The following is a 19,459-nucleotide window of genomic DNA, read 5'->3' on the forward strand; positions in this document are numbered from 1 at the left end:
ACCACCGCCTGGACATTCGTTCGCAAGTAAGCAATGATTTCCCGACATAACCGTTCATAGGATGCGCGCATGCACGGACTCCGACACCTCAGGCTGTCAGCACGGTTGTCTGTGTTGATCGGCATCTTTGCGCTGGGCTTCATCGTCTCGGGCGCATGGGCGTTCAAGACGCTGGACACGCTGAAGGTGAACGGGCCGATCTACGAGCGCATCGTGCAGGGCAAGGACCTGATCGCCGACGTGCTGCCCCCGCCCGAGTACATCATCGAGTCCTACCTGGTGGCGCTGCAGCTGGCGCGTACGGCCGACGGGGCGCAGCAGGGCGCGCTGGCCGGCCGCATGCGCGCGCTCCAGGCCGATTTCGACGCGCGCAACGCGTTCTGGCAGAAGCAGGATCTCGATGCCCAGACGGCGCGCCTGCTTTTGACGGATGCGCACGCGCCGGCCCAGGCTTTCTACCGCGTGGCGCAAGAGCGGCTGCTGCCCGCCGTGCAGGCCGGCGATGCCCAGGCCGTGGGCGCGGCCTTGGCCCAGCTCGACGCGGCCTACGAGGCGCACCGCAAGGCCATCGACCAGCTGGTGGTGCTGGCCACGAAGCGCATCGCGCAGGACGAGCGCGAGGCCGCCGCCCTGATCCAGCGCGACAGCCTGCTGCTGCTGGCCCTCATGGCCGGGGCGCTGGCCGGTGCCGTGGTCGTGGCGCTGCTGGTGGCGCGCAGCATCACGGTGCCCCTGCGCGATGCCGTGCGCGTGGCGCAGGTCGTGGCCTCGGGCGTGCTGAACAGCCGCATCCACGTGCGCTACCCCGACGAGCCGGACCAGTTGCTGCAGGCCCTGAAGGACATGAACGGCAGCCTGCAGCGCATCGTGGGCGAGGTGTGCTCGGGGGTGGACAACATCGCCGCGGCGTCCAGCCAGATCGCGCAGGGCAACGACGACCTGTCGGCGCGCACCGAGCGCCAGGCCAGCGCGCTGCAGCAGACGGCCGCGGCCATGGAGCAGCTGACCAGCACGGTGCGCCAGAACGGCGACAACGCGCGCCACGCCAACCAGCTTGCGCAGTCGGCCTCGCAGGTGGCGCAGCGCGGCGGCCAGGTGGTCTCCGAAGTGGTCAGCACCATGGAGTCGATCAATGGCTCGTCCAGGAAGATCGTGGAGATCATCGGCACCATCGACGGCATCGCGTTCCAGACCAACATCCTGGCACTGAACGCGGCCGTGGAGGCGGCGCGCGCGGGCGAGCAGGGCCGGGGTTTCGCGGTCGTGGCGTCCGAGGTCCGCAGCCTGGCCCAGCGCTCGGCGCAGGCGGCCAAGGAGATCAAGACGCTGATCGGCGACTCGGTGCACAAGGTGGAGGCCGGCAGCGCGCTGGTGGCGCGGGCCGGCAGCACCATGGGCGAGATCGTGCAGAGCGTGCGGCGTGTCACCGACATCATGGGCGCCATCACGGCGGCCAGCGCCGAGCAGATCGCCGGGCTGGAGCAGATCAACACCGCCATCATGGAAATGGACGGCACCACGCAGCAGAACGCGGCGCTGGTGGAGCAGGCCGCCGCGGCGGCTGCGTCGCTGCGCACCGAGGCCCACAAGCAGGCCCGGGTGGTCAGCGTCTTCCAGCTCGACGACTCGGCCGGCGCGGCAGGCCCGGGTCTGCTGCTGCCGCATCCCGCATGACATCGTGACGCCAGGCGGCAGCGTTTCCGTGGGTCGCGCCGACCCGGCGCCGGGCGCGGGCGTCGACCGCCCTGCGCAGCGGCTCCCGCGCGCTGCCGGCCGCTGGGCGGCGGCGCTGGGCTGCCTGCTGCTGGGCCTGGTGGTGGCCGCGCTGCACCACCGCCATGTGCTGCAGGGCCTGCAGGCCGGGCTGCAACGCGACGCGCAGGTGCTGGCCGAGCAGGTGGAGAACCTCAGCACCGACGGCAAGGTCATGGGCAGCGCCATCCTGATGGGGCTGGTGGACCAGGAGATCAAGAAGCTGCTGGCTGGCGAGCGCGCACCCGACGACGCGGCGCTGAACGCGGCCTTTCAAGCCGTGATCGGCGAGTACCAGGCCGACAACGTGCTGGTGCTGGACGCCAAGGGCCGCACGCAGGCCTACGTGTCACGCGACCCCGGCGTGCGCGGGCTGGGGCGCGACCTGTCGGTGCGGCCGTATTTCCAGCGCGCGATCGCCGGCGAGGCCAACCTGTATCCGGCCGTGGGCAAGAACAGCGGCGAGCGCGGCATCTACCTGGCCGCGCCCGTGCGCGCGCGGCCCGATCCGCAGGCCGCCGTCGTCGGCGTGGTGGTCGTGAAGATCGGCCTGGAGCGGCTGGACACGATGCTGGCGCGCTACCCGCACGCGGCGCTGCTGGTCTCGCCCGACGGTGTGGTGTTCGGTGGCAACCGCCGGCCGTGGCTGCTGCAGCTGGCCGAGCCCATGGGCCCGGGCGCGCAGGACGCGCTGGTGCGCTCCGAGCAGTTCGGCGACCTCTTCACGCAGGGCACGCCGCAGCAGCTGCCGCTGCAATGGACCGGCGATGGCGCGCAGGGCATGGGCACGCAGTTCACGCTGGCTGAGGAGCCGCTGAACTGGCCGGGCACCGGTAAGGGCTGGCGGCTGTTGCTGCTGCGCGAGCGCACGCTGGCCGATGCCTGGCTGGCCAGCGCCGCGCTGGGGCTGGCCACCTTCGCGCTGGCCATGGCGTTCGGCACCTATGCGCTGCGCCGCCAGTCGCGCCGCCTGCGCAGGGCCCTGCAGCGCCGCGCCGATGTGGCACGCCTGCGCGGCATGCTGGAGGCCATGCCGCAGGGCGTGGCCGTGCTGGACGTGGACGGCGCCATCCTGTATGCCAACTCGGCGCTGGAGCGGCTGGCCGGCGCGCCCGCACAGGGCCTGGTCGGCATGCGGCTTCCGCAGCTGTTGGCGCTCGACGCCACGCCCGAGCAGCTGCTGGCCGACTGCCACGCTGCACCCGACCAGCTGGTAGAGACGCGGCTGCAGCCGATGGCCGGGCCGCCCGTGCCCGTGGGGCTGGCCGTGGCCAGCTTCGACGAGGGCGGCGAGCGCCACCTCGTGGCTTCGCTGCGCGACATCTCGGCGCGGCGCCGTGCACAGGACGCCGTGGCGCGCGAGCTCGCGTTCCAGCAGCGGCTGATCGACACGCTGCCCAACCCGCTGTTCCTCAAGGACGTGCAGGGCCGCTACACGCGGGTGAACCGGGCCTTCGAGCAGGCTTACGGCATGCGGCGCGAGGACCTGGTCGGCCGCACGGTGCTGGAACTGACGTCGCTGGACGCGGCCACGCGCGAGGCCATGCACCGGCAGGACATGCAGACCATCACGCAGGGCGACCTGTTCCATGGTCAGTTCACGAACCACTGGGCCGACGGGCAGCTGCACCAGACGCTGTTCTGGGGCCAGGGCATGACGGACGTGGACGGCCAGCCGGACGGCATGGTGGGCGTGGTCCTGGACATCACCGAGCAGGCCGAGGCGCGCGCCGCACTGGCCGAGCGCGAGCACCAGCTGCGCGACCTGCTGGAGTCGGCGCCCGGCACCGTCATCGTGACCGACGCATCGGGCCAGGTGCTGTTCCACAACCAGCATGCGTTGCAGATGTTCGGCATGGACGCGCAGGCGCTGACCACGCAGGGCATGGTCATGCGCTATGTCGACGTCGCGCAGCGTCGCGCGCTGCTGGAGCGGCTGGCGCGCGAAGGCCATGTGCGGGCCGCCGACGCCCAGATGCTGCGCGGCGACGGCACGCCGTTCTGGGCACAGCTCTCGCTGAGCCGCGGCACCTTCGGGCAGGTGCGCGGCGCGACCTTCGGCTGGGCCGTGGACGTCACCGAGCGCCGGCGCACGACCGAGATGCTGCAGATGGCCAAGGACGCGGCCGAGGCCGCCACGGCCGCCAAGTCGGGCTTTCTGGCCAACATGAGCCACGAGATCCGCACGCCCATGAACGCCATCATCGGCCTTGCCCACCTGGCGCTGCAGACCCGGCTGACGGAGCGGCAGCGCGACTACGTGCAGAAGGTGCACGAGGCAGCGCGCGCGCTGCTGGGCATCGTCAACGACATCCTGGACTTCTCCAAGATCGAGGCCGGCAAGCTGGTGATCGAGCAGGCCGACTTCGACCTGGACGCGCTGATGGCCCAGCTGGCCACGCTGACCGGCGAGAAGGCCGGCGACAAGCAGCTGGAGCTGCTGTTCGACATCGGCGAGGCGGTGCCGCGCCAGCTGCGTGGCGATGCGCTGCGCCTGGGCCAGGTGCTGACCAACCTGGTGACCAATGCCGTGAAGTTCACGGCCAGGGGCGAGATCGTGCTGCGCTGCCGGCACCGGGTGCTGGCCGGCGGCGCGCTGGTGCTGGACTTCAGCGTGCGCGACACCGGCATCGGCATGAAGCCCGAGCAGGTGGCGCGCCTGTTCGTGCCGTTCAGCCAGGCCGACGAGTCGACCACGCGCCGCTTCGGCGGCACCGGGCTGGGCCTGTCGATCTGCAAGCGGCTGATCGACGCCGCAGGCGGGCACATCGACGTGCAGAGCACGCTGGAGCAGGGCGCGCAGTTTTCATTCACCTGGCCCTGTGCGCCGGGCGGTGGCCCGCCGCCCGCGCTGCCCGTGGCCGGGCAGGGCCTGCGCGCGCTGGTGGTGGACGACCATGCCGCGGCCGGCGCCATCCTGGCCGGCGCGCTGGCGCGCAGGGGGATGCAGGTGGAGCGGGCCGCCGACGCGCAGGCGGCGCTGGCCGTGCTGCGCGGCGCACCCCTTGGCCTGGTGTTCACCGACCTGCACATGCCGGGCCTGGACGGGCTGGCGCTCACGCGCCAGATCAGGGCCGGTGGCGCGGCCGCGCCCAAGGTGGTGCTGGTGGCCGCGCAGGGCGACGACGCGCTGCGCCGTGCGGCCGCTGCCGCCGGGGCCAGCGCCGTGCTGCTCAAGCCCGTGACCGGTGCGGCGCTGGCGGCCGTGCTGGCGCCGCTGCTGGGCGAGGACGCCGGGCCGCTGCCCGCCGCGGCCCACGCGCCCGAGGCCGTGCCGCGGCTGGACGGGCTGCGCGTGCTGCTGGCCGAGGACAACGCGATCAACCAGCAGATCGCGGTGGAGCTCCTGCGCGCGGCCGGCGTCGCGGTCGAGGTGGTGGGCGATGGCCGCGCCTGCGTGCAGCGGCTGCTGGCGGCTGGGCCGCGCGCCTTCGACGTGGTGCTGATGGACCTGCAGATGCCGGTCATGGACGGCCACGGCGCGAACGCGTTGATCCGCGCCCAGGGCCGCTTCGATGCGCTGCCCATCGTCGCCATGACAGCGCACGCCATGGTCGAGGAACGCCAGCGCTGCCTGGACGAAGGCATGAACGACCACATCGCCAAACCCATCGACCCGGCGCAGCTGTACCGCACGCTGGCGCAGTGGGCGCCGCGCACGCCGCAACCGGCCACGCTGCCCGCCGCGGCGCTGCCGCCTGCTCCGGCTGCGGCACCGAGCGCCTGGCAGCAGCAGCTGGTGCAGCACGTGCCGGGCCTGGACGCCGCGGGCGCCCTGCGCCGCGTGCTGGGCCGCCAGCCCCTGTACGCGCAGCTGCTGCAGCACTACCTGGACACGCAGGGCCAGGCAGCCGAGGCCATCGACGCCGCGCTGGCGCAGGGCGACTGGGCCCAGGCCGAGCTGCTGGCCCACACGCTCAAGGGCGTGTCGGCCAACATCGGTGCCGACCGGGTCGCGGCCGAGGCTGGGCAGCTGGAGCAGGCGCTGCGCGCGCGGGCCGGCACCGACACCGCCGCCCTGGCCGCCGCGCTCGCGCCCGTGCTGCAGGGCCTGCGCCGCTTCCTGGGTGGTGCCGCGCAGGCGGCGCCGGCACTGGCGGCGGCCGGCCCGTCCGACGCGCAGGCCCGCGCCGGGCTGCAGCGCCTGTGCGAGATGCTCGAGAACATGGAGAGCGAGGCCCGCGAGCAACTCGAGCGCATGGAGCCCTGGCTGCGCGAGCAGCTCACGGCAGCCGAGATGCAGGCACTGTGGCGCCATGTGCGCCAGTACGACCTGGACGAGGCTCTGGCCCTGCTGCACGGGGCGCCCGGGCTCGCGCGCTGGCAGACCGGCGCGCAGGGCGTGGCAACGGCCGGGGCGCCCGGAAGCCCGTGAGCATGGCCCGCTCTGGTGCGCTGCCGGCGCCATCGGCCGATGGGGCGCAGCGTGGGCGCCGCGCGGCCTGGCTGCTGGCCCTGACTTGGCTGGCCCTGGTGGCCGCCTTCGTGTACTGGGCCTCGCAGCGCATCGTGCGCACCCATGTGGAGGTGGCGGCCGCCAGCGCCATGCACGATGCCGCCGCCACGGCCCGCGTGCTCGACCGCCTGTTCACCGAGATGGCCGGCGTGGCCGGCATGGTCTCGCGCCAGGCCGACGTGCACCAGGTGGCCGGCGGCAGCAGCGCGGCCGCGGCGCGCAAAGCGGGCGAGGACGCCACGGCGCGTGCGCTGGCGCTGCTGCGCGACGCGCAGGTGCGCGAGCTCAGCTTCTACCTGGACCGCGTGGCCGGCGATCTGCACTACGCGCGCATCTACGTGCTGGACCGCACGGGGCTGGCCGTGGCGGCGAGCAACTGGGGCCATGACAACAGCATGATCGGCGTCGACTACGGCGACCGCGCCTACTTCCAGGACGCCATGCGCGACGGCCTGGGCCGCCAGTTCGTGACCGGGCGCTCCAACGGCACGCCGGGCTTCGTGGTGGCCAGCCGGATCGCCCAGGCCGAGGGCGCCATGCCCGGCGTGGTGGCCGTCAAGTTCGATGCGGCGGACGTGGCGGCGTTCCTGGACACGCAGCAGGTCTCGCTGGTCGTGGACCGGCAAGGCCGCGTGGTCACCGCCTCGCACGCGGCCTGGGTCGATCGGCAGATCACGGCGCTGCTGCCCGCCACGGGGCCGTCCGATGCCGGCGCGCTGCCGAGCGGGCAGGGCGCATCGGCGCCGCTGCAGGCCAGCCGGCCGGCCTGGCCCGTGCATGCCGACCATTGGCAGATCGACGGCGCAGCCCATTTGGTGCGTGTGCAGGCGCTGGCCGAGCCGCACTACCGGCTGGTGACGCTGACGTCGCTGGAGCGGCTGCCCGGCATGCGGCGCCTGCATGCGCTGGTGGCTGCGCTGCTGGCGGTGTTCGGCCTGGCGGTCATGGCCGTGGCGACGCGCGTGCAGGCGCGGCGCCGGCTGCGCAGGCGCACGCGCGACCGGGCGGCGCAGTACCAGTCGGCCTTCATGCAGGCGCTCATCGACCGCATTCCGAACCCGATCTTCTACAAGGACGCGCGCGGTGCCTTCTCGGGCTGCAACAAGGCCTACGAGGAGGCTTTCGGCGTGACCTCGCAGGAACTGATCGGCAAGACCGTGCTCGACCTGGACTACGTGCCCGCAGCCCTGCGCGCCGACCTGCATGCCGAGCAGATGGCGCTGCTGGACAACGACGGCCGGCTCAGCCGCGAGGCGCAGTTCATGTATGCCGATGGCCGGCTGCGGACCACGCTGTTCTCGGTCAGCGCGATCCGCATGGGCGATGGCACCAGTGCCGGCCTCGTCGGCGCGATCGTGGACATCACGGCGCTGAAGGACGCGCAGCGTGACGTGCGCGACGCGACCGAGCGCCTGCAGGTGGCGCAGGATGCCGGCGGCATCGGCCTGTACGACCTGGACCTGGCCACCGGCACCGGCTACTGGACGCACGAGTTCGAGCGCCTGTACGGGCTGCCCGAGGGTGGCTTCGACGGCACGCTGGCGCACTGGATCTCGCTCCTGCATCCCGAGGACCAGGCCGCCACCGCCGACGCGGCAGCCGCCGTGCTGGCCGACCCGCAGCAAGGTGGCTACCACCTGGAGTTCCGCCGGCTGGAGCCGGACGGCGCGGTGCGCCATCTGCAGAGCATCGGCCGCGTGGCGCGCGCGCCCGACGGCACGGCGCTGCGCGTGATCGGTGTGAACATGGATGTGACGGCGCTGGTGGTCGCGCGCGACGCGGCCGGCGCGGCGAGCCAGGCCAAGAGCGACTTCCTGGCCAACATGAGCCACGAGATCCGCACGCCCATGAACGCGATCATCGGTATGTCGCACCTGGCGCTGCGCACCACGCTGACCGCGCAGCAGCGCGACTACCTGGCCAAGATCCAGCAGTCGGGCCAGCACCTGATGGGCATCCTCAACGACATCTTGGATTTCTCCAAGGTCGAGGCCGGCAAGCTGACGGTGGAGAGCATCCCGTTTGAACTGGATCGCGTGCTCGAGACCGTGGCCGGCGTGGTGGCCGACCGCGCCACGGCCAAGCGGCTGGAGCTGGTCTGCGACGTGGCGCCCGACGTGCCGCAGAACCTGCGCGGCGACCCGTTGCGGCTGGGGCAGATTCTCATCAACTACGTGAACAACGCGATCAAGTTCACCGAGGCCGGCGAGATCGGCATCGTGGTGCGCGTGGCTGCCTTCGACGCGGCCCCGCCGGGGGCAGGGGCCAGCGGCCACGAAGTGGTGCTGCGCTTCGAGGTTCGGGACACCGGCATCGGCGTGTCGCCCGAGCAGATGCAGCGCCTGTTCACGAGCTTCGAGCAGGCCGATACCTCCACCACGCGCCAGTACGGCGGCACCGGCTTGGGCCTGGCCATCAGCAAGCGGCTGGCCGCGCTCATGGGCGGCGAGGTCGGCGTGCACAGCCAGCCGGGCCAGGGCTCGACCTTCTGGTTCACGGCCAGGCTGGGCCTGGGCGAGCGGCGCGGCCGGCCGGTGCTGCCGCAGATCGACCTGCTCGGGCGGCGCGTGCTGGTCGTGGACGACAACCTGCATGCGGCCCAGGTGCTGGGCGAGCTGCTGGTCGCGCAGGCTTTCGAGGTGGGCATGGTGCACAGCGGCGCCGAGGCCGTGGCGCTGGTGCGCGATGCCGCGTCGGCCGGCGCACCCTACGACATCGTGATGCTGGACTGGCAGATGCCGGGCCTGGACGGCCTGCAGACCGCGGCCGGCATCCGCGCGCTGGGGCTGGCCGCGGTGCCGCAGATGGTGATCGTGACGGCCTACGGGCGCGAGGAGGTGATCCGCGGCGCGCAGGCGGCCGGCATCGACCACGTGATGCTCAAGCCGGTCAGCGCCTCGGTGCTGGTCGACACGCTGATGCGCGTGCTGGGCCAGGCGCAGCCCGCGGCAGCCGTTCCCGTGAGCGCCGACCCGGCGCGGCGCACGCAGGCCCTGCATGCGCTGGACCCGCTGCGCGGCGCGCGCATCCTGGTGGTGGAGGACAACGAGCTGAACCAGCAGGTGGCCTGCGAGCTGCTGCGCGACGCGGGCTTCGTGGTCGACCTGGCTGCCGACGGGCGCGAGGCCGTGGAGCGCGTGCGGGCCACGGTCGGCGCCATGCCTTACGACGTGGTGCTCATGGACATGCAGATGCCGGTCATGGACGGCCTGGGCGCCACGCGCGCGATCCGGCGCGACGGCCGCCATGCCGCGCTGCCCATCCTGGCCATGACGGCGAACGCCATGCAGGCGGACCGCCAGCGCTGCCAGGAGGCCGGCATGCAGGACTTCGTGGCCAAGCCGATCGAGCCCGACGCGCTGTGGCGCGCGCTGGCTACCTGGATCCGGCCGCGCCCCGGCCTGGGCGGGCCGATGGCAGACGCGGCGCCCGTGCCGGCCGACGGCGCCGGCCCGTTGCTGGCGCAGCCGGTGCCGGGACTGGACACGGCCGCAGGCCTGCGCCGCGTGATGGGCAAGCAGGCGCTGTACCTGGGGCTGCTCGGCAAGTTCCGCAGTGGGCAGCGCGACACGCCGGCCGCCGTGCGCCAGGCCCTGGCCACGGGCGACCGGGCAACGGCCGAGCGGCTGGCCCACACGCTCAAGGGCGTCGCCGGCAACATCGGCGCCGAGCCGCTGCAGCGCAGCGCTGGCGCACTGGAGGAGGCGCTGCGCGAAGGGGCGGGCAAGGCGCAGGTCGAGGCGCTGCTGGACGCCACAGCCGCGCTGCTGCAGGCCCTGCTTGCCCACCTGGACGCCCTGCCCGGGCTGGGCGACGCGGCGCCCGTCGGTGATGGGCAGGCGCTGGACCCGGCGGAAGAACGCGCGCTGCTGCTGCGTGTGGACGCCCTGCTGCGCGACAGCGATGCCGATGTGCAGGCCCTGGTGAGCAGCGAGGCGGCGGCGTTGCGACACGGCCTGGGTGGCGACTACGCCAGCCTGCGCGAAGCCGTCGACAACTATGAATTCGAGGCCGCAGCCGCGCTGGTGCGCGCCCGGCTGGACGCAATCTGATGCCGAAGTCGGCTTGCCTGGCGAGAGGGGCGATTCCTACACCGGCGAGGCTGGCGCGGGCTCAAGATCGAACTTCGATGCATCCCGACAAGGTGCTTTCTGGGAAGCGGATGCATCGTTTGGGCTGCCTATGGGCAGCCCTTTTTACGGCGTCACGGGACCGGCCGGCAAAACAGGCAGACGAGGACGATGGCGCTGATGGCGAGGATGACTTCCATGGCGTTCTCCTTCCTGGTGGGTGGGCAGGGCGGCAAGCATTGCAGCCCCTGACTTCAGCATAGGCCATGGGCCGCGCCCGGCTGTCGGACGGCGACCGCACGCCATGCCGTCTGCGGCGCTCTCTCAGCGAGCGCCGCAGACGGGGCAATGCGGCTGCCTGGCCACGCGCAGTGGCGTCCACTCCATCCCGCGCGCATCGAGCATCAGCAGCCTGCCCACCAGCGCCGAGCCCATGCCGGCCAGCAGCTTGATCGCCTCGGCCGCCTGCAAGCTGCCGACGATGCCCACCAGCGGCGCCAGCACGCCAAAGGTGGCGCAGCGGGTTTCCTCGAACTGGCTGTCGGGCGGGAACAGGCAGGCGTAGCAGGGCGAGGCGGCGTCGCGCGTGTCGAACACCGCGATCTGGCCGTCCAGACGGATGGCCGCGCCCGAGACCAGCGGCTTGCCGTGCTGCACGCAGGCCGCGTTCACGGCCTGGCGTGTGGCGAAGTTGTCGCAGCAGTCCAGCACCAGATCGGCGCCGGCCACCAGATCGGCCAGCAGGGCCGCGTCGGCGCGCTGCGTCACGGTGCGGACCACGACCTCGGGATTGATGGCCGCGATGGCGGCTTGCGCCGATTCCGTCTTGGGCTGGCCGACCCGTTCCATGTTGTGCGCGATCTGGCGCTGCAGGTTGGTCACGTCCACGCGGTCGTCGTCCACCAGCGTGATGCGCCCGACGCCGGCACCGGCCAGGTACAGCGCCACGGGCGAGCCCAGGCCGCCGGCGCCGACGATGAGCGCGTGGGCCGCCAGCAGGCGCTCCTGGCCTTCGATGCCGATCTCGTCGAGCAGGATGTGGCGCGAATAGCGCAGGAGCTGGTCGTCGGTCATGGGGCGATTGTGGAGCGCCCAAGAAAAAGCCCCGCGGTGCGGGGCTTGGTCTGGGGTAGCCTTGGCGGCTTAGTTTTCCTTCTTTTCCTCGGGCGGGCGCTCGACCTGGGTCTTGCTGATCAGCACCGGGCCGCCCTTGAGCCGGCTGATGGCCTGGGCAAGCTGGAAGTCCTTGTCGGAGCCGAATTCCGGCGGCCGGCGGTCGGCGTTGGGCTTCTTGGCCTCCTCTTCCAGGCGCTTGCGGGCCTCCTCCCGCGCGGCCTCGCGGGCAGGGTCCTTCTTTTCCTCGCCCTGGCCGCTCTGCAGGTGCTTTTCCAGGTCGGCCTCGCGCACGCGCAACGCGGCAAACGGGCTGCCTTCGGCCGTCTCGTCCACCATCACGTCGGGCACGATGCCCTTGGCCTGGATGGAGTTGCCGCTCGGCGTGTAGTAGCGGGCCGTGGTCAGCTTCAGGCCCGTGTCGGGGCCCAGCGGGCGCACGGTCTGCACCGAGCCCTTTCCGAAGGTCTGGCTGCCCATGATGGTGGCGCGCTTGTGGTCCTGCAGCGCGCCGGCCACGATCTCGCTGGCGGACGCCGAGCCTTCGTTGACCAGCACCACGATGGGCACGCTCTTCAGGGCTGCGGGCAGGCGCTTGAGCGGGTCGCTGCCGCCGCGGCGCAGGTAGTACTCGGGCGCGGCCTTGTAGGTGAACTTGCTGTCGGCCAGCTGGCCGTTGGTGGAGACGACGGTCACGTTCTCGGGCAGGAACGCGGCAGAGACGGCGACGGCCGCGTCGAGCAGGCCGCCCGGGTCGTTGCGCAGGTCCAGCACCAGGCCCTTGAGGTTGGGCTCCTGCTTGTAGATCTCGTCGACCTTGCGCGCGAAGTCGTCGACCGTGCGGTCCTGGAACTGGCTCAGGCGGATCCAGGCATAACCAGGCTCGACCACCTTGCCACGCACCGATTGGGTGCGGATTTCCTCGCGCGTGATGGTCACGGGGAAGGTGCGGCCCTCGTCCTTGCGGAAGATCGTGAGGTCGACCTTGGTGTTGGGCTCGCCGCGCATGCGCTTGACGGCGTCGTTCAGCGACAGGCCCTTGACGGCCGTGTCGTCGATCTTGGTGATCAGGTCGTTGGGCTTCAAGCCGGCGCGGAAGGCGGGCGAGCCTTCGATCGGCGAGACGACCTTGACCAGGCCGTCTTCCTGCGTGATCTCGATGCCCACGCCGACGAAGCGGCCGGTCGTGCCTTCGCGGAATTCCTTGAAGGACTTCTTGTCGAAGTACTGGGAATGCGGGTCCAGGCTGGCGACCATGCCGGAGATGGCGTCGCTGATGAGCTTTTTCTCGTCCACGGGCTCGACGTAGTCGCTCTTGACCATGCCGAACACGGCGGCGAGCTGCTGCAACTCTTCGAGCGGCAAGGGCGCCATGGCTCCACGGGCCACGGTCTGCAAGGACACCGTGGTCATGGCGCCGGCCAGGGCACCGGCAGCGACCCAGCCTGCGATCTTCAGTTTTTGACCCATTTCAACAATCCCTTGACCGTTTTCCAGATAGATGCGCATTGGAACCCGGCGGCGCGCGCCGGTTCCGTCCGATGAAGCAAATAAAAGACCAGCAGTTGCGGGCTTAGCCGGCTTTCTGGCCTTGTGCCGCCACGGCCGCCGCAGCGCGCGCTGCCGCCTCGGCGTCGCCCAGATAGTAGTGGCGGATGGGCTTGAGGTCGTCATCTAGCTCGTAAACCAGCGGAATTCCGTTGGGAATGTTCAGGCCCACGATGTCGCTGTCGGAGATGCCGTCCAGGTACTTGACCAGGGCGCGGATGGAATTGCCGTGCGCGGCCACGACCACGCGGCGGCCGGACTTGATGGCCGGGGCGATGGATTCGTTCCAGAACGGCATCACGCGCGCGACCGTGTCCTTCAGGCATTCGGTCAGCGGCACCTGCTCGGCCGGCAGCTTGGCGTAGCGGATGTCGCCGCGCTCGCTGCGTTCGTCGCTCGCTAGCAGTGCCGGCGGCGGCGTGTCGTAGCTGCGGCGCCAGACCAGGACCTGGTCGTCGCCGTACTGCTTGGCCGTCTCGGCCTTGTTCAAACCTTGCAGCGCACCGTAGTGGCGCTCGTTCAGGCGCCAGCTGTGCACCACGGGCAGCCAGGTGCGGTCCATCTCGTCCAGCACATGCCACAACGTGCGCGTGGCGCGCTTGAGCACGCTGGTGTAGGCCACGTCGAACTCGTAGCCTTCGGTGCGCAGCAGCTGGCCGGCATTCTTGGCCTGCGCGATGCCGGTGTCGGTCAGGTCCACGTCGGTCCAGCCGGTGAAGCGGTTTTCGAGGTTCCAGGTCGATTCGCCGTGGCGGATCAGGACAAGTTTGTGCATGGTGGTGGTCGGGTGAGGCGGCTGGCTGCGCATGCGCAGGGCCGTGGACAGGTGGCGGATAGGGGCTTGGCGGACCGCGCGAACGGCCGCACCGGGCGGCATTTTAAAATCCGCGCGCGCCGGGCCAGCCGGCCGGCGCCAACAACCCAAAGGCTTAGATGAATTTCGTGATCGACAACTGGATGCTGTTTGCCGTGGCACTGGTCTCCGGCGGCATGCTGCTGTGGCCCATGGTGTCCGGCGCGGCGGGTGCCTCGGCCCTGACGGCCAACGGCGCGGTGCAACTGATCAACCGCGAAAAGGCTGTGGTGGTGGACGTGCGCGAGGCCGAGGAATTCGCTGGTGGCCACATCGTCGGTGCCAAGAACGTGCCCGTGGCCCAACTCGAAGAGCGCCTGCCCGCAGTGGTGAAGAACAAGGGCCTGCCGCTGCTGCTGGTCTGCCCGACCGGCGCGCGCGCTAACAAGGCCGTCGCCGTCGCCAGGAAGCTGGGCTATGAGAAGGCCCAGGCCATCGGCGGTGGCATGAAGGGCTGGCGCGACGCCGGCCTGCCACTGGAGAAAGCATGATGCAGAACGTTCGCATGTACACCACGGCCGTGTGCCCCTATTGCATCCGCGCCAAGCAGATCCTCAAGAGCAAGGGCGTGGCGCAGATCGAAGAGATCCGCATCGACACCGACCCAGCGCAGCGCCAGCAGATGATGGAGATGACCGGCCGGCGCACCGTCCCGCAGATCTACATCGGCGACACGCATGTCGGCGGCTGCGACGACCTGATCGCGCTGGACGGGCGCGGCGGCCTCGTGCCCCTGCTGCAGGCGGCCTGACGGGTCACCCGCCAAGGCGATAATCGCCGGCTGACTTCCCCGCCCGCCGTGGACGATCCCGGCGGGCTTTGTTTTGACACCCGAAAGCATTCCATGGCCGAGACCCAAGACCCCGTGTTCCAGATCCAGCGCGTCTACCTGAAGGAGGTTTCGCTGGAGCAGCCCAATTCCCCGACCATCCTGCTGCAGCAGGAACAGCCATCGGTGGACATCCAGCTGGGCGTGGATGGCACCAACGTCGCCGATGGCATCTTCGAAGTGACCGTGACGGCCACCGTTCATACCCGCGTGGGCGACAAGACCATGTTCCTGGTCGAAGCCAAGCAGGCTGGCATCTTCGAGATCCGCAACCTGCCGCAGGAGCAGATGGGCCCCATCATGGGCATCGCCTGCCCGCAGATCGTCTACCCCTACCTGCGCGGCAACGTGGCCGACCTGATCCAGCGCGCCGGTTTCCCGCAGGTGCACCTGGCCGAGATCAATTTCCAGGCCATGTACGAGCAGCAGCAGGCACAGCAGGCCGCCGCCTCCAACGGCGCTGCGCCGGCCGCCATCCAGTAAGTCTTGGCCGCGGCCCAGTCCCCCGCGATGAAGATCGCCGTCCTGGGCGCCGGCGCCTGGGGCACGGCGCTGGCGGTCAATGCCAGCCGCCACCACCAGGTCACGCTGTGGGCGCGTGACGCAGCCCAGGTGGCGCAGCTGCGCACCGAGCGCGTGAATGCGCGCTACCTGCCGGGCACGGTGCTGCCGCCGTCGCTGGCGCTGCAGGACGGTGCATTGCCCGCCCTGTGCCAGGGCCAGGATCTGCTGGTCATCGCCACGCCCATGGCCGCGCTGCGCGCGATGCTGGGCACGCTGGTGCCCACCGGCGTGCCGCTGGCCTGGCTCTGCAAGGGGTTCGAGGCCGACGCCGGCCTGCTGGGCCATGAAATCCACCACGCTGTGGCCGCCGCGGGCCACGCCGGCTTCGGCGTGCTGAGCGGCCCCAGCTTCGCCCAGGAAGTCGCCGCCGGACAACCCACGGCATTGGTTGCAGCCAGCGCCGACGCGGCCGTGCGCGACCTGCTCGTGCGCGCTTTCCACGGGCCGGCCTTGCGTGTCTACAGCAGCGATGACGTTGTGGGCGTGGAGGTCGGCGGTGCCGTCAAGAACGTGCTGGCCATCGCCACCGGCCTGTGCGACGGCCTGGCGCTGGGCCTGAATGCGCGGGCCGCGCTGGTCACGCGCGGCCTGGCCGAGATGACGCGGCTCGGCGTGGCGCTGGGCGCGCGTGCCGAGACCTTCATGGGCTTGTCGGGACTGGGCGACCTGGTGCTGACGGCGACGGGCGACCTGAGCCGCAACCGCAAGGTCGGCCTGCTGCTGGCCCAGGGCCAGAGCCTGGCGCAGGCCGTGGCCTCGCTGGGCCATGTGGCCGAGGGCGTGTACAGCGCACGCACCGTGGTGCAGCGCGCGCGCGCACTCGGCGTGGCCATGCCGATCGCCGAGGGTGTGCTGGCCCTGCTGGACGGGCAGATGCGGCCCGACCAGGCCGTCGCCGCGCTGATGGGCCGCGAGCCAGCGGCCGACGGGATCTAGGGCCGCCTAGGCTGGCGTGTAGGCCAGGCGCACGTAGATCGGTGCGAAAGCCTCGGCCTGCACGATCTCGACCAGCGTTTCCTTGGCCAGCTCCAGCAGTGCGATGAAGGTCACCACCAGCACCGCCCCACCCTTGGCCGGGTTGAACAGCTCCTCGAACTCCACGAACTTGCGGCCTTGCAGGGTTTTGAGCACCTGGCTCATGTATTCGCGCACCGAGAGCTCCTCGCGCGTGATCTTGTGGTGCTGCACGAGCTTGGCCCGCTTCATGATGTCGCGCCACGCCTCCTGCAGGTCCGCCAGGTGCACCTCGGGAAAGCGGGGCTGCAGCGACTGCTCGATGGTGACCTGGGCCTTGAGGAAATCGCGGCCGAACTGCGGCAGCGCATTGAGCCGCGCGCCGGCCAGTTTCATCTGCTCGTATTCCAGCAGGCGCCGCACCAGTTCGGCGCGTGGGTCTTCGGGTTCCTCGCCCTCGGCCACCTTCTTGGGCGGCAGCAGCATGCGCGACTTGATCTCGATCAGCATCGCCGCCATGAGCAGGTATTCGGCCGCCAGCTCCAGGTTGCGGGTGCGGATCTCCTCCACATAGACCAGGTACTGGCGCGTGACGCCAGCCATGGGAATGTCGAGGATGTTGAAGTTCTGCTTGCGGATCAGGTAGAGCAGCAGGTCCAGCGGGCCTTCGAACGCTTCGAGGAAGACTTCCAGCGCGTCCGGCGGGATGTACAGGTCCTGCGGCATGGCGAACAGCGGTTCGCCGTACAGGCGTGCCAGGGCCACCTGGTCGACCACGTCGGGCATGGACGCACCCCGGCCCTCGGCCTGCAGCAGTTCGGAACTCACCCGGCCAGGCCCAGGCTCAGCTGTTGTCGGTCTGGTAGACGTAGGGCTTCTGGGGGACTTGCGCGCTGCGGTACTGCGACCAGGCGCTGCGGTCGACCGCCTTGTCCCACAGCAGGGCGCGGCCAGCGCGCTGGCGCGCTTCCATGTCCGGATGCTGCGACTTGAGCTGGTCGATGAACTGGGTGGCGTCGGACTGGTAGTCGGGGCGGCGGAAGATGGACATAGACTGGAACCTCTTGAATGCGCGAATTTTACGGGGGTGGCATGGTGCCTGGTTTTGGAAAGATGACGGCGCTGGCCAGCGCCCTGGTAGCGGCCCTGGTCTTGGCCGCCTGCGACCCGCAGCGCATCGACGCGCTGGAGGAGGGCGTGGCCACCGAGGCCGACGTGCGCAAGCAGTTCGGCGATCCCGAGAAAATCTGGGACGCCCCCGCCGGCGCCCGCACCTTCGAGTACAGCCGCCAGCCTGCCGGCCACCGCAACTACATGATCACCATCGGCCCCGACGGCAAGATGAGCGCGCTGCGCCAGGTGCTCACGCCGGAGAACTTCGCCAAGGTGCAGCCCGGCATGATGATGGAAGACGTGCGCAAGCTGCTGGGCAAGCCGATGAAGATCACGCCCTACGACCTCAAGCGCGAGGTGGTCTACGACTGGCGCTACCTGGATGCGCCCAACACCTCCATGGTGTTCAGCGTGGTGTTCAACAACGACTACCGCGTGCTGCGCACAGGCTCGGTGCTCGATCCGCAGGCGCCCGAGAACAGGGTGCATTAAGCCTCAGATCTCGGCCGAAGGGCGCTGCTGAGCCACCTCTTGGGCAAACCCCGAGCGCTCGAACACCTCGCGCGGCTGCGGCTGCAGCGCTTCCACGCGCAGCGTGCCGCCGCGGAGCAGCACGGCCTTGTGCAACTGGCGCAGCGCGTCCAGGCCCGAGGTGTCCAGCGACACGAGCTGCAGTGCATCCAGCACCACGGTGATGCCGCGCGGGCCGGACTCCACCTCCTGCACGGTGCGATCGATCTGCGCGACGGCACCGAAGAAGAGAGCGCCGAACAGCCGGTAGGTCACGACATCGCCCTCGTGCGACACCTGCTCGACGCGGAACAGCCCGCTCATGCGACGGATGAACAGGCCGCAGGCCAGCAGCAGGCCCACCTGCACGGCCACCGTCAGGTCGAACACCACGGTGAGGAAGAAGGTGCCCAGCATGAGCAGCTGGTAGTGGTGGCTGTAGCGCCGCAGGTGGGTGAACTCGCGCCACTCGCCCATGTTCCAGGCCACGTACAGCAGGATGCCGGCCAGCACCGCCAGCGGCACGTACAGCGCCAGCGGCGCGGCCACCAGGACCACGGCCAGCAGGGTCAGAGCGTGCACGATGCCGGCCACGGGCGAGGTGCCGCCCGAGCGCACGTTGGTGACCGTGCGCGCAATCGTGCCCGTGGCCGGCATGCCGCCGAAGAAGGGCGCGACCATGTTGGCCACGCCCTGGGCCATCAGCTCCTGGTTCGGATCGTGCCGCGGCAGGCCGGACATCTGGTCGGCCACGCGCGCGCACAGCAGCGACTCGATGGCGCCCAGCAACGCAATCGTCAGCGTTGGCGCCAGCAGCAGCTTGACCGTCTCCCACGAGAACGCCGGTAGCGCAAAGGCCGGTGCGCCCTGCGGAATGCTGCCGAAGCGCGAGCCGATGGTCTCCACCGGCAGCCGCAGCGCCCAGGCCAAAACGGTCAGCGACACCAGCGCGATGATGGGGCCGGGCATGCGCGAGGCCATGGTCAGCGCGCGCTGCTCCACCTTGGTGCTGGCCACGCTGTGCAGCACGGTGTGCACGGCGTGGTGCAGCCGCGAACGCTCGCGGAACAGCAGTGGCCAGACGAAAAGGCCCAGCAGGCATGTCGCGCCCAGGCCCAACGCGTACAGGTTCAGGCTGCCTGCATGCGTGCCGATGGCGTGGATCTGCGCGAAGAAGTCGGCCGGCATCCGGGCAATCGACAGGCCCAGCAGGTCCTTGATCTGCGACAAGGCAATCAGCACCGCGATGCCGTTCGTAAAGCCCACGACGATGCTGACCGGCACGTAGCGCACCAGCCGGCCCAGCCGGAACAGCCCCATCAGGAACAGCAGCACGCCGGCGCAGGCCGTGGAGATCAGCAGGTTGGCCAGCCCGTAGCGCTCCACGATGCCGTAGACGATCACGATGAAGGCACCCGCCGGCCCGCCGATCTGCACGTTGGAGCCGCCTAGCAGCGAGATCAGGAAGCCCGCGATGATGGCCGTCCAGATGCCGGCCTCCGGCTTGAGCCCCGAGGCAATCGCGAACGCCATGGCCAGCGGCAGCGCGACGATGCCCACCGTGACGCCGGCGCCCGCGTCCTTGACCAGCCGCTCGCGCGTGTAGCCCTTCAGCGCATCGATGGAACGGGGGTGGAAGCGCGCAAGCTGGATCGGTGGCTGCATGGGTGAATTGTGGACCCTGCCTGCTGGCCTCC

Annotated in this window: 14 protein-coding genes; 8 read left to right on the forward strand and 6 right to left on the reverse strand. The window is 70.6% G+C overall.

All coding sequences use genetic code 11. The annotated features are described in order from the left end of the window. Positions 1 to 111: 111 nt before the first annotated feature. The 3 genes from ASF43_RS32105 to ASF43_RS12045 are packed head-to-tail and all read left to right on the forward strand — an operon-like array spanning position 112 to position 10,260. Complete coding sequence (locus tag ASF43_RS32105; protein ID WP_369803277.1) at positions 112 to 1,674, forward strand: methyl-accepting chemotaxis protein; 1,563 nt, start codon at positions 112 to 114, stop codon at positions 1,672 to 1,674. Positions 1,675 to 1,702: 28 nt separating this feature from the next. Continuing rightward, positions 1,703 to 6,127, forward strand: a complete 4,425-nt coding sequence (locus ASF43_RS12040) for a response regulator (RefSeq protein WP_056180997.1) — start codon at positions 1,703 to 1,705, stop codon at positions 6,125 to 6,127. Between the two features lie 2 nt (positions 6,128 to 6,129). Then, the gene (locus ASF43_RS12045; protein WP_056181000.1) at positions 6,130 to 10,260 is read left to right on the forward strand and encodes a response regulator; all 4,131 of its coding nucleotides are present in this window, start codon (positions 6,130 to 6,132) and stop codon (positions 10,258 to 10,260) included. A gap of 342 nt (positions 10,261 to 10,602) precedes the next feature. On the opposite strand, the gene ASF43_RS12050 is transcribed toward ASF43_RS12045, so the two are convergent. The 3 genes from ASF43_RS12050 to gpmA all read right to left on the reverse strand — a co-directional run bounded on the left by ASF43_RS12050 (position 10,603) and on the right by gpmA (position 13,714). Beyond that, positions 10,603 to 11,352, reverse strand: a complete 750-nt coding sequence (locus ASF43_RS12050) for a molybdopterin-synthase adenylyltransferase MoeB (protein ID WP_056181002.1) — start codon at positions 11,350 to 11,352, stop codon at positions 10,603 to 10,605. Between the two features lie 69 nt (positions 11,353 to 11,421). Continuing rightward, positions 11,422 to 12,861 carry a S41 family peptidase gene (locus ASF43_RS12055; protein ID WP_056181005.1) on the reverse strand — a complete coding sequence of 480 codons (1,440 nt, stop codon included), beginning with the start codon at positions 12,859 to 12,861 and terminating at the stop codon, positions 11,422 to 11,424. A 103-nt stretch (positions 12,862 to 12,964) separates the two neighbouring features. After that, positions 12,965 to 13,714 carry a 2,3-diphosphoglycerate-dependent phosphoglycerate mutase gene (gpmA, locus tag ASF43_RS12060; protein WP_056183318.1) on the reverse strand — a complete coding sequence of 250 codons (750 nt, stop codon included), beginning with the start codon at positions 13,712 to 13,714 and terminating at the stop codon, positions 12,965 to 12,967. 158 nt (positions 13,715 to 13,872) lie between these two features. Between gpmA and ASF43_RS12065 the strand changes: the two genes are divergently transcribed. The 4 genes from ASF43_RS12065 to ASF43_RS12080 all read left to right on the forward strand — a co-directional run bounded on the left by ASF43_RS12065 (position 13,873) and on the right by ASF43_RS12080 (position 16,121). After that, a complete protein-coding gene (locus tag ASF43_RS12065) occupies positions 13,873 to 14,283 on the forward strand; it encodes a rhodanese-like domain-containing protein (protein ID WP_056181008.1) in 411 nt (136 codons plus the stop codon). Continuing rightward, the gene (grxC, locus tag ASF43_RS12070) at positions 14,283 to 14,543 is read left to right on the forward strand and encodes a glutaredoxin 3 (RefSeq protein WP_056181012.1); all 261 of its coding nucleotides are present in this window, start codon (positions 14,283 to 14,285) and stop codon (positions 14,541 to 14,543) included. The genes ASF43_RS12065 and grxC overlap by 1 nt, the downstream gene beginning before the upstream one ends. A 93-nt stretch (positions 14,544 to 14,636) precedes the next feature. Further along, a complete protein-coding gene (secB, locus tag ASF43_RS12075; RefSeq protein ID WP_056181015.1) occupies positions 14,637 to 15,104 on the forward strand; it encodes a protein-export chaperone SecB in 468 nt (155 codons plus the stop codon). A gap of 27 nt (positions 15,105 to 15,131) precedes the next feature. Next, positions 15,132 to 16,121 (forward strand): NAD(P)H-dependent glycerol-3-phosphate dehydrogenase, encoded by a 990-nt coding sequence (locus tag ASF43_RS12080; RefSeq protein WP_056181018.1) that lies wholly within the window; start codon positions 15,132 to 15,134, stop codon positions 16,119 to 16,121. A gap of 6 nt (positions 16,122 to 16,127) precedes the next feature. On the opposite strand, the gene ASF43_RS12085 is transcribed toward ASF43_RS12080, so the two are convergent. Together ASF43_RS12085 and ASF43_RS12090 are read right to left on the reverse strand one after the other, a co-directional pair. Continuing rightward, on the reverse strand, positions 16,128 to 16,925 hold the full coding sequence (locus tag ASF43_RS12085) for a ScpA family protein (protein ID WP_082497903.1): 798 nt from the start codon (positions 16,923 to 16,925) through the stop codon (positions 16,128 to 16,130). 58 nt (positions 16,926 to 16,983) lie between these two features. After that, the gene (locus tag ASF43_RS12090) at positions 16,984 to 17,190 is read right to left on the reverse strand and encodes a DUF3460 family protein (protein WP_056181024.1); all 207 of its coding nucleotides are present in this window, start codon (positions 17,188 to 17,190) and stop codon (positions 16,984 to 16,986) included. A 17-nt stretch (positions 17,191 to 17,207) separates the two neighbouring features. Here ASF43_RS12090 and bamE point away from each other — a divergent pair, with 17 nt between their 5' ends. Beyond that, entirely contained in the window at positions 17,208 to 17,744 is a 537-nt protein-coding gene (gene bamE / locus ASF43_RS12095) for an outer membrane protein assembly factor BamE (RefSeq protein ID WP_369803262.1), read from the forward strand. A 3-nt stretch (positions 17,745 to 17,747) separates the two neighbouring features. Here the strand turns inward: bamE and ASF43_RS12100 are convergent, their stop codons facing one another. Next, the gene (locus ASF43_RS12100; protein WP_056181027.1) at positions 17,748 to 19,427 is read right to left on the reverse strand and encodes a SulP family inorganic anion transporter; all 1,680 of its coding nucleotides are present in this window, start codon (positions 19,425 to 19,427) and stop codon (positions 17,748 to 17,750) included. Positions 19,428 to 19,459 lie beyond the last annotated feature (32 nt).

Origin of the sequence: Pseudorhodoferax sp. Leaf267, from assembly GCF_001422405.1 — a bacterium.
Taxonomy (GTDB): domain Bacteria; phylum Pseudomonadota; class Gammaproteobacteria; order Burkholderiales; family Burkholderiaceae_C; genus Pseudorhodoferax.

Bases quoted from the DNA above. Each gene is read 5' to 3' on its own strand.
- ASF43_RS12045 (WP_056181000.1), top strand. From the start codon at position 6,130: ATGGCCCGCTCTGGTGCGCTGCCGGCGCCATCGGCCGATGGGGCGCAG.
- ASF43_RS12050 (WP_056181002.1), bottom strand. From the start codon at position 11,352: ATGACCGACGACCAGCTCCTGCGCTATTCGCGCCACATCCTGCTCGAC.
- ASF43_RS12055 (WP_056181005.1), bottom strand. From the start codon at position 12,861: ATGGGTCAAAAACTGAAGATCGCAGGCTGGGTCGCTGCCGGTGCCCTG.
- gpmA (WP_056183318.1), bottom strand. From the start codon at position 13,714: ATGCACAAACTTGTCCTGATCCGCCACGGCGAATCGACCTGGAACCTC.
- ASF43_RS12065 (WP_056181008.1), top strand. From the start codon at position 13,873: ATGAATTTCGTGATCGACAACTGGATGCTGTTTGCCGTGGCACTGGTC.
- grxC (WP_056181012.1), top strand. From the start codon at position 14,283: ATGCAGAACGTTCGCATGTACACCACGGCCGTGTGCCCCTATTGCATC.
- secB (WP_056181015.1), top strand. From the start codon at position 14,637: ATGGCCGAGACCCAAGACCCCGTGTTCCAGATCCAGCGCGTCTACCTG.
- ASF43_RS12080 (WP_056181018.1), top strand. From the start codon at position 15,132: ATGAAGATCGCCGTCCTGGGCGCCGGCGCCTGGGGCACGGCGCTGGCG.
- ASF43_RS12085 (WP_082497903.1), bottom strand. From the start codon at position 16,925: ATGCCCGACGTGGTCGACCAGGTGGCCCTGGCACGCCTGTACGGCGAA.
- ASF43_RS12090 (WP_056181024.1), bottom strand. From the start codon at position 17,190: ATGTCCATCTTCCGCCGCCCCGACTACCAGTCCGACGCCACCCAGTTC.
- bamE (WP_369803262.1), top strand. From the start codon at position 17,208: ATGCGCGAATTTTACGGGGGTGGCATGGTGCCTGGTTTTGGAAAGATG.
- ASF43_RS12100 (WP_056181027.1), bottom strand. From the start codon at position 19,427: ATGCAGCCACCGATCCAGCTTGCGCGCTTCCACCCCCGTTCCATCGAT.